The 14,308-nt window shown below is 57.5% G+C and carries 13 protein-coding genes; 7 read left to right on the top strand and 6 right to left on the bottom strand.

Annotated features, from left to right (window positions below):
• Nucleotides 1-50 precede the first annotated feature (50 nt).
• From WBY09_RS17775 to WBY09_RS17765, 3 genes are all read left to right on the top strand, one after another.
• The gene (locus WBY09_RS17775) at nt 51-1,226 is read left to right on the top strand and encodes a DUF3095 domain-containing protein (RefSeq protein ID WP_064781773.1); all 1,176 of its coding nucleotides are present in this window, start codon (nt 51-53) and stop codon (nt 1,224-1,226) included.
• 92 nt (nt 1,227-1,318) lie between these two features.
• Nucleotides 1,319-2,266 (top strand): LysR family transcriptional regulator, encoded by a 948-nt coding sequence (locus WBY09_RS17770; protein WP_064781772.1) that lies wholly within the window; start codon nt 1,319-1,321, stop codon nt 2,264-2,266.
• Nucleotides 2,267-2,342: 76 nt separating this feature from the next.
• Nucleotides 2,343-3,617, top strand: coding sequence for an MFS transporter (locus WBY09_RS17765; RefSeq protein WP_336233456.1), 1,275 nt, complete (start codon nt 2,343-2,345; stop codon nt 3,615-3,617).
• A 107-nt stretch (nt 3,618-3,724) separates the two neighbouring features.
• Here the strand turns inward: WBY09_RS17765 and WBY09_RS17760 are convergent, their stop codons facing one another.
• Both WBY09_RS17760 and WBY09_RS17755 read right to left on the bottom strand, forming a co-directional pair.
• Nucleotides 3,725-4,648: an NADP-dependent oxidoreductase gene (locus tag WBY09_RS17760; RefSeq protein WP_336233455.1), complete on the bottom strand. Its 924-nt coding sequence runs from the start codon at nt 4,646-4,648 to the stop codon at nt 3,725-3,727.
• Nucleotides 4,645-5,109 (bottom strand): ester cyclase, encoded by a 465-nt coding sequence (locus WBY09_RS17755; protein WP_286790989.1) that lies wholly within the window; start codon nt 5,107-5,109, stop codon nt 4,645-4,647. The genes WBY09_RS17760 and WBY09_RS17755 overlap by 4 nt, the downstream gene beginning before the upstream one ends.
• A gap of 97 nt (nt 5,110-5,206) precedes the next feature.
• Here WBY09_RS17755 and WBY09_RS17750 point away from each other — a divergent pair, with 97 nt between their 5' ends.
• Complete coding sequence (locus tag WBY09_RS17750) at nt 5,207-6,115, top strand: LysR family transcriptional regulator (protein ID WP_286790988.1); 909 nt, start codon at nt 5,207-5,209, stop codon at nt 6,113-6,115.
• A gap of 68 nt (nt 6,116-6,183) precedes the next feature.
• Here the strand turns inward: WBY09_RS17750 and WBY09_RS17745 are convergent, their stop codons facing one another.
• Complete coding sequence (locus WBY09_RS17745; protein WP_286790987.1) at nt 6,184-7,200, bottom strand: MBL fold metallo-hydrolase; 1,017 nt, start codon at nt 7,198-7,200, stop codon at nt 6,184-6,186.
• 181 nt (nt 7,201-7,381) lie between these two features.
• On the opposite strand from WBY09_RS17745, the gene greB reads away from it, so the two are divergent.
• Both greB and WBY09_RS17735 read left to right on the top strand, forming a co-directional pair.
• Nucleotides 7,382-7,861: a transcription elongation factor GreB gene (greB, locus tag WBY09_RS17740; protein ID WP_008890268.1), complete on the top strand. Its 480-nt coding sequence runs from the start codon at nt 7,382-7,384 to the stop codon at nt 7,859-7,861.
• A gap of 103 nt (nt 7,862-7,964) precedes the next feature.
• A complete protein-coding gene (locus tag WBY09_RS17735) occupies nt 7,965-8,588 on the top strand; it encodes a class I SAM-dependent DNA methyltransferase (protein ID WP_286790986.1) in 624 nt (207 codons plus the stop codon).
• Nucleotides 8,589-8,599: 11 nt separating this feature from the next.
• Here the strand turns inward: WBY09_RS17735 and hrpB are convergent, their stop codons facing one another.
• Complete coding sequence (gene hrpB / locus WBY09_RS17730) at nt 8,600-11,107, bottom strand: ATP-dependent helicase HrpB (RefSeq protein ID WP_336233453.1); 2,508 nt, start codon at nt 11,105-11,107, stop codon at nt 8,600-8,602.
• 264 nt (nt 11,108-11,371) lie between these two features.
• Here hrpB and WBY09_RS17725 point away from each other — a divergent pair, with 264 nt between their 5' ends.
• Nucleotides 11,372-11,818 (top strand): hypothetical protein, encoded by a 447-nt coding sequence (locus tag WBY09_RS17725; RefSeq protein ID WP_197146967.1) that lies wholly within the window; start codon nt 11,372-11,374, stop codon nt 11,816-11,818.
• 9 nt (nt 11,819-11,827) lie between these two features.
• Here WBY09_RS17725 and WBY09_RS17720 read toward each other — a convergent pair whose 3' ends face one another.
• Together WBY09_RS17720 and WBY09_RS17715 are read right to left on the bottom strand one after the other, a co-directional pair.
• Nucleotides 11,828-13,174: a prenyltransferase/squalene oxidase repeat-containing protein gene (locus WBY09_RS17720; RefSeq protein WP_336233452.1), complete on the bottom strand. Its 1,347-nt coding sequence runs from the start codon at nt 13,172-13,174 to the stop codon at nt 11,828-11,830.
• A complete protein-coding gene (locus WBY09_RS17715; protein WP_336233451.1) occupies nt 13,167-14,252 on the bottom strand; it encodes an O-antigen ligase domain-containing protein in 1,086 nt (361 codons plus the stop codon). Before WBY09_RS17715 ends, WBY09_RS17720 begins: the two co-directional genes overlap by 8 nt.
• Nucleotides 14,253-14,308 lie beyond the last annotated feature (56 nt).

The following is a 14,308-nucleotide window of genomic DNA, read 5'->3' as shown; positions in this document are numbered from 1 at the left end:
CGCAGGGTTTGCTGGTTTCTGGCAATCGCGCCTGCCAATGAAAGATCGATTTGACCAACCTTTATCTCGACATACCGACCTTTGACGACTTCGGAAAGGTCCTTGATGGCACGGTGTATCATGCCCTGCCAGATGACTGGTGGGTTGGCACATCCGACGTCATTGGATCGACCAAGGCGGTCGAAGCCGGTCGATACAAGGACGTCAACATGGTCGGTGCGTCGGTGATCTGCGCGGTCAGTAATGTGCTTGGCCATTCCGATTTTCCGTTTCTGTTTGGCGGTGATGGCGCAAGTTTCGCATGCCCCCCGGATCAGATTGACGGCGTGCGCGATGCGATGGCCGCCACAGCCACATGGGCCCGTGAAACACTCGATCTTGAATTGCGGGTCGGGCTGGTTCGGATTGGCGACATCCGTGCCACCGGTCGTAATGTGCGTGTTGCCCGCTATGCAGTGTCCAAGCCGGTTTCCTATGCCATGTTCAACGGGCGCGGCCTGCAATGGGCCGAAGACCAAATGAAACAGGGCCATAACCTGATTACGCCGGCACCACCGGGCACCCGCCCGGATTTAACCGGATTGTCTTGCCGCTGGTCACCCATCCGTGCCGAGGACTCTGATGTTATCTTGTCACTCATTGTTGCCCCGCGCGACCACCCGGACCGTTTTGATGAAACGGTCCGCACCCTGTTTGCCATTCTCGATGACAGCCCGCGCAAAAGCAGCCCGATCCCCGAAAACGGGCCCGGCGTCGCCTTCCCGCCGCCCGGCATGCATCTTGAGGCAGAGGCCACCAAACACAAGGAAGGCGGTTATATCAAAGCATGGCTCAAGGCGCTTTATATCGCGCTGATCGCAGCCATCCTGATGAAAACCGGCTGGAAACTGGGCGCGTTTGATCCAAGGCGCTATCGCGATTACACCGGCTATAACACCGACTTTCGCAAGTTCGGTGATGGGCTTTGGATGACGGTGAATTGCAGTTTGACCCGTGCTGAGGAAGTCGAAGCCCTTTTGCATGCGGCAGAACTGCAAGGTGACATTCATTTTGGCACCCATCGCCAACGCAGCGCGATCATGACCTGCATCGTGCCCTCCATCACAAGTGATGCGCATTTCCATTTTCTTGATGGCGGCGAAGGCGGCTATACCGCGGCGGCCACGGCATTCAAGGCAAAAAGAAAACGCGATCAGGACCTTGGCGCATCCCCCGCCAATGCATGAAACGCATCAATTGTGACGCTACAATAGATTTCTTGCATGACCATGAATTATCCCGGACACTTCCCTGATCCCGAACGGATCAGGATAGCCCCATGGACACCCGCGAGCTTGAAACCCTTATCGCCGTTGCAGACGCGCAATCCTTTCACGGTGCGGCAGATCGCCTTGGCCTGACCCAGCCTGCCGTCACCCGCCGTATTCAGCGCCTTGAAGAACGCATTGGCAAAAGCCTGTTTGACCGGGCCACCAAGCCCCTGCAACCAACCATCGCCGGGCACCGGGCGCTTACCGAGGCACGCGATCTGTTGCGCCGCCTTGAAGGTTTCAGTGACTCGGTTCTCGGCAACACCAAACGCCAGGGCCCGTTTCGCCTCGGCGTAAGCCACGGGGCCGCCCCGCTTTTGGCCGCCCAAGAACTCCGTTCCCTGCATCAGGCCTTCCCGGATATGTCGCTTTCGATCAAAAGCGGCTGGTCGGCCGAACTTCTTCCGCTTCTGCGTCGGGGCGAAATTGATGCCATGCTGTCGCTTGACGGGCCTAATGGCATTGTTGGCGGGGTGCAAAGCCGCGATCTGCCGGCAAGCTTGTCACCGCAAACCCTGCTGGATGATGAAATCGTTGCCATCGGCCCGAAATCATCCCGTCCCCATCCGACCACCATCACAGAACTTGCCAAACACCCGATGATCCTGATGCCCGAAGGATGCACCTTCCGTGCGCTTGGCAATGCATGGGCGCATAAAAACGGGGTCGAATTCACCTCCGTGCTTGAGGTATCCGCCCTTGAATTGCAGATCGAAATGGTCGCCGCCGGGGCCGGTTACGGGATCATGGCGCGGCGGTTTTGCCAGCACAGCCCAGCCGCAAAGCGGATCAAGATCCTGGATATTCCCGGCATGAACTGGGGCATGGCCATCACCCTGATCCGTCGCGCATCAAGCTCTGATCTTGACGATATTATCGACAAGGTTGGCGAACTGGTGATTAATGCGGGCAAAGCATCCGATAACCCCCATGCAGAAATGTTATCAGCATCATAATCCGAATGAATTGGACGCATAGCGCCACCGCGTTCAATATCGCCACCAAACAATAATCCCTCTCGGAGGAACGCCTATGAGCCCCACTCAAAGCTCGCCCCAAAGTCCGCCCCACAGCCCCACACGCATGACCATCATGCGGGCAAAAAAATGGTTCCCGTGGCTGGTTCTACTTTCGGGCTGCCTTGTGTTGTCGTTAAACCTTGGTGTGCGTCAGTCACTTGGCCTGTTTATCCCCGATATGCTCAATGACACCGGCTGGAACGCTGCCACCTTTGGTCTGGCCTTTGCCATTCAAAACCTGATGTGGGGCATATCCGCCCCGATCGCCGGTGCCATTGCGGACCGTTTTGGCACGGCCCGGACACTGATTGGCGGTGGCATCGTTTATGCGCTTGGGCTTTATCTGATGGGGACATCCGCGTTCCCCGGCGAGCTCTACCTCACCGCAGGTTTCCTGATCGGTACCGGTGTTGGCATCACGAGTTTTCCGGTGGTGCTTGCCGCCATCAGCCGTGTTTTCAGCAACGAAAAACGAAGCTTCGCACTGGGTCTGGCGTCCGCTGGTGGTTCAGTTGGTCAGTTGGTAATGGCTCCAACCACCCAGGCGCTCAACAGCTCGCTTGGTTACGTATCGGCGCTTGTTATCCTCGCAGCCATTTCGATGCTGATCATCCCGGCCGCCTTTGCCATGACCGGCAAGGCCGAAGGCAACAGCCCGACCGCCACCCCCGATCTGGGTCCGCAGGGCTTGGCCGCCGCGTTTCACGAGGCCCGCAAACATCGCGGTTTCGCACTGCTCAATGCCGGTTTCTTTGTCTGCGGTTTCCACATCGCGGTGATCGCCACCCACCTTCCAACCTTTACAGAACTGTGCGGCTTGCCCCGTTCTGTCGCGGCCGAAGGTCTGGCATTGATCGGTCTGTTTAACATTGTCGGAACGCTTACGGCCGGCTGGGCCGGTGGCAAATGGCGCAAGAAATATGGCCTGTCGTTTATTTACGGCATGCGTGCGCTGGTCATCGTGATCTTTATCTTCGCACCCAAAACATCTGAAACCATCTTGCTGTTTTCGGCATCGATGGGCGCACTTTGGCTTTCGACCGTGCCGCTGACCAGTGGCCTGATCGCACAGGTCTTCGGGCCGCGTTACATGGCAACCTTGTTTGGCATTGTCATGCTGTCTCATCAGATCGGCGCGTTCTTTGGCGCCTGGATGGGTGGCATTGTCTATGACCTGACCGGTAATTTCGATGCGGTCTGGTGGGCATCGGTGGCACTCGGCGTCTTTGCCGCCATCGTCCATATGCCGATTGACGATCGCGAACTTCGGGTCGCGGCCAGAGGATAACCGACAAGACCAAACTTTGCCTTCACAAAGCAAAGCAGTACCGCAATACAAACGGGCCGTGACGCACAATTTGGCGTCACGGCCCGCTTTTCATTGAAACACTGTGATCAGGCCATCGTGACAATGACCTTGCCGCGTGCCCGGCCCGATGATTGTCGCGCAAAGGCTTGTGCGAAGGCATCAAACGGCACAGTCTGGTCGATCAGAACACGCACATTGTTCTCGTGCAGTGCCGAAGCGACCCGTGCCAGGCGATCCGTGTCAGACATATGAAACACAAATTGCGCATCGACATTGTGGGCATTTGCCAATGCCTCGTCAGGCGGTGCAACAAGCGATAGCAACTTGCCGCCCCTTCGCAAGACGCCGAACGATTTTTGCTGTGTCTCTCCGCCAATCGTATCAATCACCAGATCGATATCCGCAAGCGTTTCGGCAAAGTCGGTGTGGCGATAATCGATCACCTGATCCGCGCCCAGTATTCGGACAATATCAATTCCGTCACCCGATGCGGTTGCAATCACGCGCGCCCCGGCAGCACGTGCGAACTGAATGGCGAAACTGCCGACACCGCCCGCACCGGCATGGATCAGAACCGTCTGCCCGACATCAAGATTGCCCATCTCAAACAAGGCTTGCCAGGCTGTGCCCGCTGCGGTCGGGATTCCCGCCGCAAGTTCAAACGCCATACCGTCCGGCACCTTCACAAGATAATGCGCCGGAACACAGGCAAACTCGGCAAAAGCACCGCCCGCAACCGGATCCAGTCGGGCGATAACCTTATCCCCCCTGCGCCAGTTCGTCACATTTGCCCCGACTTCTTCAATCGTTCCGGAAAGATCCGTTCCCGCCGTATATCCGAATTCCAATGGGAAATATCCATGCAAGACACCGCTTTGCAACTTGATATCCAGCGGATTAAATGCGGCTGCCCGGACCCGGACCAGAACGTCATCCGGACCAATATCAGGTGTGGCAATATCGCCGATTACCGGTGCCCTATTGTAGCTATCAAGTCTGATCGCTTTCATCGTGCATCCCCCTGATCGGCGGTAGGCAATGCGCCCACTTGATGCAGCCAACCAAACCAGTCCTCAAGATGCCAGGTATGGGTCACCTTGCCATTTTCGACATAGTGGAATTCGTGGATCGGCATGCGAAATTCCCGTCCGCTCGCAGCAATTCCGAACCATTCGCCTGAATGCGTGCCTGTGATTTCAGCCCGCACTGCAACTCGGCCCGGCCCACCAATCATCTCATGGATGATGATGTTCAAGTCTGAGAATGCAGCCTGAAACGCCGTGATCAATGGCTTCATGCCATCGCGTCCCGGCTCCTGCCCGGGCGCAAGCGGAATATCCTGCCAGTCGCTGGTCACCGCCTCGTCGAGAAAGTCCACACATTCTGTAAAGGCGCGATAAAGTGCCTCGACCGCTTTGCGGTCCGGGGCCGACACCCCGGAAATCACCGGTGTATTAAGTTGATCTGTCATTTTGATTACCCATTCAGGATTGTTGAATATCGGGCAATGCTATCGGCCCCTTCAGCATACTTGAAATCAATATAAATTATGCAGTAACATCCACCTGATGGATTTACATGGCATCGACCTTAATCTGCTGGTGGCTTTCGATGCGCTGATGAAAGAGCGCAGCGTCACAGGTGCGGGCATTCGCATTGGCCGCACACAACCGGCCATGAGTGCTGCGCTGTCGCGGTTGCGCGGATTGCTAAATGATGAACTTTTCATCCGCAGTCCTTCTGGCCTGCAGGCCACCCCGCGTGCCCTTGAACTTGCAGAACCACTTGGTCATGCGCTGGCCGAAATTCAGCGCACACTTGATTTTACCCAGACCTTCGATCCGACGACATCCACCGCGACGTTTTCCATCGCAGCCTCCGATCATCCGACCTTCAAGGTTCTGCCTGTCCTGTTTGAAGCCCTGCGCCAGAAGGCACCGGGCATCACGCTTAGGGTCGGGAATTTTACGGCGCGCGACGATGCCATTGCGCTGCTTGATGCGGGCGAGGCCGACCTGACGATTGGTGTACCACCGACGGCAACCGGGCGCATTCTGAACCAGCCGCTTTTTTCGGAAGACTTCGTTTGTGTTCTGCGCCGTGACCATCCGGCAACCAAGACACCGCTGGATCTTTCGGCGTTTTTGTCGCTATCGCATTTGCTGGTATCACCGGAAAATGACCGCTTTGGTCTGGTTGATGCCGCGCTGGCAAAGATGGGGCATAAACGCCGCCTTGCCGTAACCCTGCCAACCCTTTATGCCGCCCCGCTTATGATTGCGCGTTCTGATCTGATCGCAACCCTGATGGCTGGCGTCATACCGGCATCGGGTCAGGCCGACGCGCTTGCGATCCGGCCGCTTCCTTTTGAACTTGAGCCGGTCGTTTTTTACATGTCCTGGCATCGCCGCAATGACGTACACCCCGCCCAACGCTGGCTGCGTGATTTCATCGCGGATCTGTCGCTGGATGGCTGACAAAAAGGGACCTGGCGTGAATGCACAGGTCCCCTGTCATAACGATCGGAATATAAAGTGACGGCCGATCAGCCCGCCTGCATGAAATAGCGCAGGGTCGGCGCGACAAAATGCGGATTTTCCCAGGTGGCATAGTGCCGACGGATTTGCTGTTCCAGTGCGGCGGGATCGCCGGTGGCATTTTGCACACGCTGTCTGACATCGGCGAAATAGGCCAGAACCGCCTCGGGCAATTCAGTACCGGCAAGATTGCCATGGCCGGGCACAATTGTGTTGGGTGCAAGGCTGATGATATCGCGCAGAACCGTCTCCCAGCGGGCGATATCGATTTCCTCGGCCTCGATCATCGGCGGGAAGAACGGAACGATTGGAAACATGCGCTCCTCCAGCAAATCACCGGCAAAAACGATCCCCTCGTCTGGCAGATGAATGATCTGGTCACCCGGGGTATGCGCCGTCCCCCATGTCCGCATGTCAACCACTCGATCGCCAAGATCAATCCTTGCCGTTGCACCGTCATACGTCTCATGCGGCCCTGTCAGAACCACACCATCGAGAAGATGGGTCTGCTCGGGTGGCAGAACCCCGTTGCGAAAACCGTCCAGAAGAATATCGCCACGTCGCGCAAGATGATCGCGCTGTGCACTGTTGTAATATATGCGCGCATCCGCACTGAAAACCTGTGCACCAAAGCCGTGTTCGGGATGGGCATGGGTCACTGTCAGAATGATCTTGCGGCCCGGCGCCAACCGCCGCGCGACATCAAGAACATTCTCGGCACTTTCAATACCCAACCCGCAATCAACGACAAGGACACTATCGCGCCCGACAATGATCCCGACATTGGGCACGAGCGTGATCCGCTTGTCCGGCAGGATGAAAACACCGGGCGCGATTTCAGACGGGAACCGGGCATCGACAATCGGCACCGGATTCGACGAAACCGGCGGATCAACGTTGTCACCTGCTTCCTGCGCCATGGCCGGAAGGCCTGGCAACATGCCCGCCAGACCGGCGAACAACGAAAGTTTGAACAAGTGTCGACGGTCCATCGTGGCGAGATCAAACGAGGAGGATTTTTCCATTTCAGTCACCTTTGCAAACAATGATCGGGGTGCGGTGGCACCGGAGACATTTACACAGTGGATAAAGTTTGAGATCGGTGACCATTCCTCTCAAATCGATAATCGATATATGGCTGCATCTACGATTACGATGTCGAAATCACCTCTTTCCCGCGACACGGCCTTGCGTTAAAACCCGCGAATGGACAGACCGATTTACATCACCCCCGAAGGGCTAGACGCCCTTAAATCCGAACTCGACCACCTTTGGAAAAAGGAACGGCCGGAAGTCGTGGCTGTTGTCCACTGGGCAGCGGGCAATGGCGACCGTTCGGAAAACGGGGATTACATCTATGGCAAAAAGCGCCTGCGCGAAATTGACCGCCGTGTGCGATACCTGCGCAAGCGGATCGAAGATGCCGTCGTTGTCCGCTCTGATGAACAACCCGATCATGCCCATATCTTCTTTGGCGCCACCGTCACCTATGTGAATGCCCGCGACGAAGAAAAAACCATCCGCATCGTCGGCGAGGACGAAGCCGACAGCCTAAATGGCAAGATCAGCTGGATTTCGCCGGTGGCCCGTGCCCTAATGAAATCAGGCGTCGGCGATGTCGTCACCGTTCGCACACCGTCGGGCGAGGATGAGCTGGAAATTCTTGAGATCAGCTATCCCGGCTAATCATCACGAACCGTGCGAAGAACGGCCAAAACCGCGGTCGATTTGAATAACATGTTGATATCATGTACACTTGCCCCATTCAGGACAGATGGAGAGCAAGCTTATGGGGACCGAAAACCCACTTTTGACGCGCGCCTATGCCCTGGCCGGGGACCGCGATGATATTCGCGCGGTATATGCCGATTGGGCCGAAAGCTATGACGATGACACCCTGATTGGCATGGGCTATGTCGCCCCGGCGATTGCCGCGGAAACACTGGCATCCGAAATCAGCTCATCGGACCGGGTGCTTGATGCCGGGTGTGGCACCGGACTGGTTGGCAAGGAACTGCACGAACAGTGCGAACCCACGATTGACGGTGTCGACCTGAGTGCTGACATGCTGAGAAAGGCGCGCCAAAAGGGCGTTTATGACGCACTTGAAACGGCCGATCTGACCCAGAAACTTGATATCAAGGATGATGCCTATGACGGTGTCATCAGTGTCGGCGTTTTTACATCGGGCCATGTCGGCCCGAGTGCGATGAATGAACTCGTGCGCGTGATCAAGCCCGGCGCACCGGCTGTCATCACGGTTCATGAAAAGGTCTGGGACAAGGATGGCTATGCGGAGCATCTTGAGCAGATGGAACAGGACGGTATCGCCAAGATCCGCGAAATCCGCGAGGCGCCGTATCATCAGAAAGAAGGCTATTCCTGCAAGCTTTGCATCCTTGAAGCGGCCTAGGCCCGCTCACCCTACATCCAGCTTTTAACCCGACGCGTTGGTTCGGCGATCAGGGGATCGTCGGGCCAATAATGTTTGGGATAGCGCCCCTTCATCTCGGCTTTCACCTGCGCATAGGACCCATTCCAGAACCCGATCAGATCACTGGTGACCTGAATGGGCCGTTGTGCGGGGGATAGCAGATGCAAGGTCACCGCGACCTTGCCATTCGCCACCTTTGGCGTTTCGGTGGCACCAAACATTTCCTGCATGCGCACCGGCAAAGCAGGTGTTTCACCGCTATAATCAATGCGGATGTTTGAGCCCGTGGGCACCTGCCAATGGGTGGGGGCCAGACGATCCATTTCCTGTCGCTGGTTCCAGTCAATCCCGGCGAGTAACGCCTCGGACAGATTGATCTGTTTAAGCTGGCCTCGTTTGGTAATGCCGCCGAGATAGGGTGCCAACCAGTCTTCAAGCGATCCCAAAAGCCCGTCGTCAGAAACATCGGGCCAGGCATCGCCCTCCACCCGATGAAGAAACGCCAGCCTTGCGCGCAAGCCTTCTGATGCCTTGTCCCATGGCAGGCAATGCAGGCCAAGTTTGCGGATACCCTCCATCATCGCTGCAACAATCGCATCGGGATCGGCTTCGTCATGGGTGGCTTTTTCATCCAACACCAGCGCGCCGATCCGGCGTTGCCAGCGGGCGGCAACCGCATCGCTTTGCGCGTCCCAGAAGACTTCCGTGCCCTCGGAAATCTGATCGGCAAAATGGGTTTCAAGAGTTGCACGCGCCACCGGGGCAGCAAGGTAAATCTTGGCCTCGCGCGCCTGCCCGTCCAGTTCGGCCACCGCGATATAGGGCTCCGACGCCAAGCTATCTTCATTGGGTAAAACACCGCCGCGCCCGCCCGAAAGGCGATAGCGCGCGTCCGCCCCCTTGCGCCGCTCCCCGATCCGGTCGGGATAGGCAAAGGCCAGAAGCAATCCGACCTCATCGGCGCGATCCACGCGCGCGGTATCGGGTTTTGCCAACCCGCTCTGCTTTGCAGCATCGCGCAAACGGCGGGCAAGTTGCTTGGCGGCCTCCGATATCATTTTGGGCGCCCGGCCCTTGATGATCGCCTCAACCCGGATGCGCAAATCCGCCCCGCGCCCGCGCATGAAATCACGATCAGACAACAACGCCGCCAGCGCACAGGCGACATCATCAAGGCCAAGCTGAGCGCCGCGCAACATCATATGCGCCAACCGCGGATGGACCGGCAATCCGGCCATGGCAGTGCCCATCGGGGTAATGCGGTTTTCGCCATCAAGTGCTTCAAGGCCGCGCAAGACATCGCGCGCCTGATCAATCTTGGCGCGATCCGGTACATCCAGCCACCGCAGCGTTTCGGGATCGGTAACACCCCAGCGCGCCAGCTCCAACGTCAGCGGCGCCAGATCGGCCTCGGCAATTTCGGGCGCGGTAAAGGGCGCACGCGCACGATGTTCGTTTTCCGGCCACAGGCGATAGCACACGCCCGGCTCCAGTCGCCCGGCGCGGCCACGGCGTTGCTCGGCACTGGCTTGCGATGATTTGACCGTGACCAGCCGCGTCATGCCCGACGCCGGATCAAACCTTGGCAGGCGTTGCAGGCCGCTATCAATCACCACCCGGATGCCATCAATGGTCAGCGACGTTTCGGCAATCGCGGTGGCCAGAACGACCTTGCGCTTGCCGTCCGGGGCGGGCTGGATCGCTATGTCCTGCGCCTTTGTATCCATCGCGCCATAAAGCGAGGCGATGATGACATCACTTCCCACCGCATCCTTAAGCGCACTTTCAACCCGGGTGATTTCGCCCTGCCCCGGCAGGAAGACCAGGATCGATCCGCTTTCCTCGCGAAGGGCGGTTTTGATCGCGCCGGTCATTTCCACATCAATGCGGAAATTGCCCCATTTATCGGGCTTGGGGGCCACGTATCTCGTTTCAACCGGATAGGCGCGGCCTTCGGATGTGATCACCGGGCAATCGCCCATCAGTCGCGCAATCGGATCACCATCAAGGGTGGCCGACATGACCACAAGGCGCAGGTCATCACGAAGTGCTCCCTGCGTTTCAAGGGCAAGGGCCAGGCCCAGATCGGCATCCAATGATCGTTCGTGAAATTCATCAAACAGGACGGCGGCAATGCCGGAAAGTTCAGGGTCATCCTGAATCATGCGGACCAGGATGCCCTCGGTCACGACCTCGATCCTGGTGTCCTTGGAAATCTTGCTGTCAAACCGGACGCGATAACCCACACGCTCGCCAACCGCCTCGCCTAGTAACTGCGCCATGCGCCGCGCACTGGCACGCGCGGCCAGACGACGGGGTTCGAGCATGATGATCTTCTGATCCCCGCGCCACGCGCAATCAAGCAGCGCCAGCGGCACCTTTGTCGTCTTGCCAGCACCCGGTGGCGCCTGCAAAACCGCATTGGTGCCGTTTTCCAGCGCGGAAATCACCTCCGGCAGGACAGCATCAATCGGCAGGGCGGGAAATCGGGAACTCATATGTTTTCAATACTCAGCTTGGCACAGCAGATGTCTGTTTGCGGGCATCGCCTAGCAATATCCCCGCGGGGTTGGCCGGGGCAATGAAAATCACGCCAGAATTTACTCTGGCAGCGGATGCCGATTGATCGGCCTCAATGCGCGCGCCCCTGATGATGATAGAATGATTTTATTGTTTTGGGCAGTTTCCCGCCTTCGATCCGCAAAAATGCGACGGGTCATCTGCACATAATGGTCTCATCCCTTCGGAACAGGAGACTTATGATGAAAAGATATCTCGCAATTACCGCAATCGGACTGATGCTTGCCGGTGCGCTTGGCGTCGCCCAGGCCCAACAAGGCCCGCAAATGATGAACCCTAACGGCCAAGGCATGATGCAGGGCCAAGGTATGATGCAAGGTCCGGGCATGATGGGTCAGGGATATGGCCCGGGCAACGGACAAGGTTACGGTCCCTGCAACACGATGCCGTGCAATAACGGTGCGATGGGCCCCGGTATGATGAACGGTGCCATGATGAATGGCGGCATGATGATGGGTGGCATGATGGGCAAAATGCATGGCCCGGAAATGATGATCGTCATGATGGACACCAACGGCGATGGCCAATTGGCGCTTGAAGAATTCCAGGCCGTCCATAACCGGATGTTCAACTATCTTGACAAAAACGGCGATGGCCAACTGACCGCTGACGAGCTGCGCCAACGCTAACCGCCGAGTTTAGCCACCGCGCCTGATGCCAAGGATGACGCCCTGCTCCGCCCCGATGCGCTGCAGGGTCTTCATCCCGCGCGTCAGGCCATAAAGCGTTTCCATCGCGCCCTCAGCCTTGGCCCGCGATGCTGCCGCGCGTGTGATATCATAAAGCCCGCGAAACACAGGTTCGGGCAAGGCACGCAAGGCCGCCTCCTTCTCCGCCCGGTTCGGATCGGGATGGGTAAAACTGAGTGGCGTGGTCGGGTCAAAATTCGACATGGTTTGATCTTGCGGGCTCGACGGGTTCGGCTTGGTGTTTTCTATCACGATTGACAGTGCCCAGACCATCCATGCCTGCGTCCAGCGCATGTAATTGCGCCGATCTGGCCGGCCGCCTTTCTTTATCCCGGCAAAGAACAGATCACGGCTCGGATCAAAAAGATTTTCTGCTGCCCATTCAGATACCCGGATCGCCCCGTCGCGGTCCCCAAACCGGCAAAGACTTGCCATCGCCTGTGCCACTGCATGGGCATCAAGGTAGCCATCCCGCCCGGCAAAGCTGCGCGGCAGGTCCTTTTTATCGAAGCACGCTGCGCGATAGAATTGCCACCCACATTCAATGGCTTTGTCCAGCCCGTCCATCCCCGACGCCCGCAAGCTGTCGAGAAGATCAAGAACATAGCCCGTGTGAAACCCGTCCACGAACTGGTGATGGGACCGCGTGCCATAGGCCCAACTGCCATCAGACTGTTGCGCATTGATAACGCGCTCCACCGCCAGTGCGGTTTTGTCATTCAGTCCTATCACCCGATGCAGTGCAAAGGCCGCCCAAAGGCTGGCATTATGGATTTCAACGACAACATGATCGAAATAGGCGAAATAGCCTTCCCGCCAGAGCTTGTCTTCAACAAACCCGGCCGCATGAACCAACGCCGGGTGATCCTTTTGCATCCCGCTTTGAAGTAACGCATCAACGACAAAGCTTGTCACAATCGCATTGCTTTGATGACGTTTGGCGTAAAACGCCCGCGCCTGCCATTCAAAAGGATATCCCCACCCGCCATCCGGGTTTTGCATTTCAAGCAGGCGTCCCCGAACATCACAAAGGACCACACCCTGCGCGGCCCCACCCAGCAGGGCTAGTGTCTTCGGATTGACCATATTGGGAATGCGAACAACCTTGCGCAAGCCTTCCGGACCACGCTTGATCGTCTGTAACCAGGCCAACCGCGCCAGTCGGAACCGCCCAAGGCCGCTTGCGCGAAAGACAGCACTTTCAAGCCCGTCAAACGGATCGGCCCCGGCAAAGCCATCCGCAACCATGCGGGCCAGCACGCGATCCCGGATATTGATCAGATGATCCCTATCCATGATGACGCCCCGCACTCGAAGCAATCCCGGCGGCCATCCCGCAACAGACCAGATAATGCCCATAATTCAGCGTATTATCCGTCACCATGGTCAGCATCACCGAAAGCAGGATGCAGACGGCAAGACGCACATGGCGAACGGTCCAAATCATCACAATCCATCCCGCCGCCCAAAGCATCGCGCCGGTGATTCCGGTTTCAAACAACATGCGAAAATGATCGTTATGCAGGGCACCAAAGGATGCAAAGGATTGATAGCCGGACAGGATTTCCTCCACCGACCCGGCCCCGAAACCAAACCATCTTTGCCCGACAGAGCCGCCTTGCCACATCCCCCAGAAATCCTGCCAGAACGCCAACCGCCCGCTGCCATGGGTCAGAAACAGGCGCGGCAGATGCGACATTGCAAACCAGCCAGCCACTGCCAAGGCGACACATCCAACAATCCACGTCATCGCCCGTGAGAACCGGATCATCCCGATCAGATTGAGCAACATCGCCAACACCGCAATCCGTGTTTGGCTGAGCAACACAGCCAAGGCCGATCCCGCCGCGAGCAGCCGACAGCCCCGCCACTGGACCACTGAACAGAGCGCAAAAATTCCCAAAAACAAGAACGGCTGATTAAGACGCATGCCTTCATGCGTCATCTGAAACGAACTAGATAGCAGCAGATAAACCACCAGAACTGGCATCATCACCCGAAGGTTGTCCCGGCCAATCACAAGCCCGACCAAAAGCCCAACGGGCAGCATCAAAAGGTTGCCGATCAGACGGAGTTTTTCGAGGCTTGCCCCATCGCCAGTCGCGATGACACCAATCAGCCCGGAAAGAACCAAACTGCCTGCAAGCAAACCCGGCGTAATTCGAACCGGGCGGGCGTAAGCGCACAGCATCGCAATCCAGAAACCAAGCAGAATGAGCTTGGCTACCATCCCGCCCGCTGCAATCAGCCAGAGCGAGGCGCCCATCAAAAGATTGCCCGCAAGTACCAACCAGATCGGCAGTGATACTGCTTGGCTGGCGGTTCCCGGCCCCTGCCCGGCGTAGTGCGCAACGTCGGAAGCAATAGCTTTCATCACTCAGCCCCCTGCGCAAGCAGCGCGACAGGGTGCGAAAATTCGGCTAGGCTGAA

The sequence above is a fragment of the Thalassospira sp. CH_XMU1458 genome, assembly GCF_037027205.1.
Lineage (GTDB): Bacteria > Pseudomonadota > Alphaproteobacteria > Rhodospirillales > Thalassospiraceae > Thalassospira > Thalassospira tepidiphila.
The sequence above is the reverse complement of the archived record's forward strand: the minus strand, read 5'-3'. Positions and strand labels throughout refer to the sequence as shown.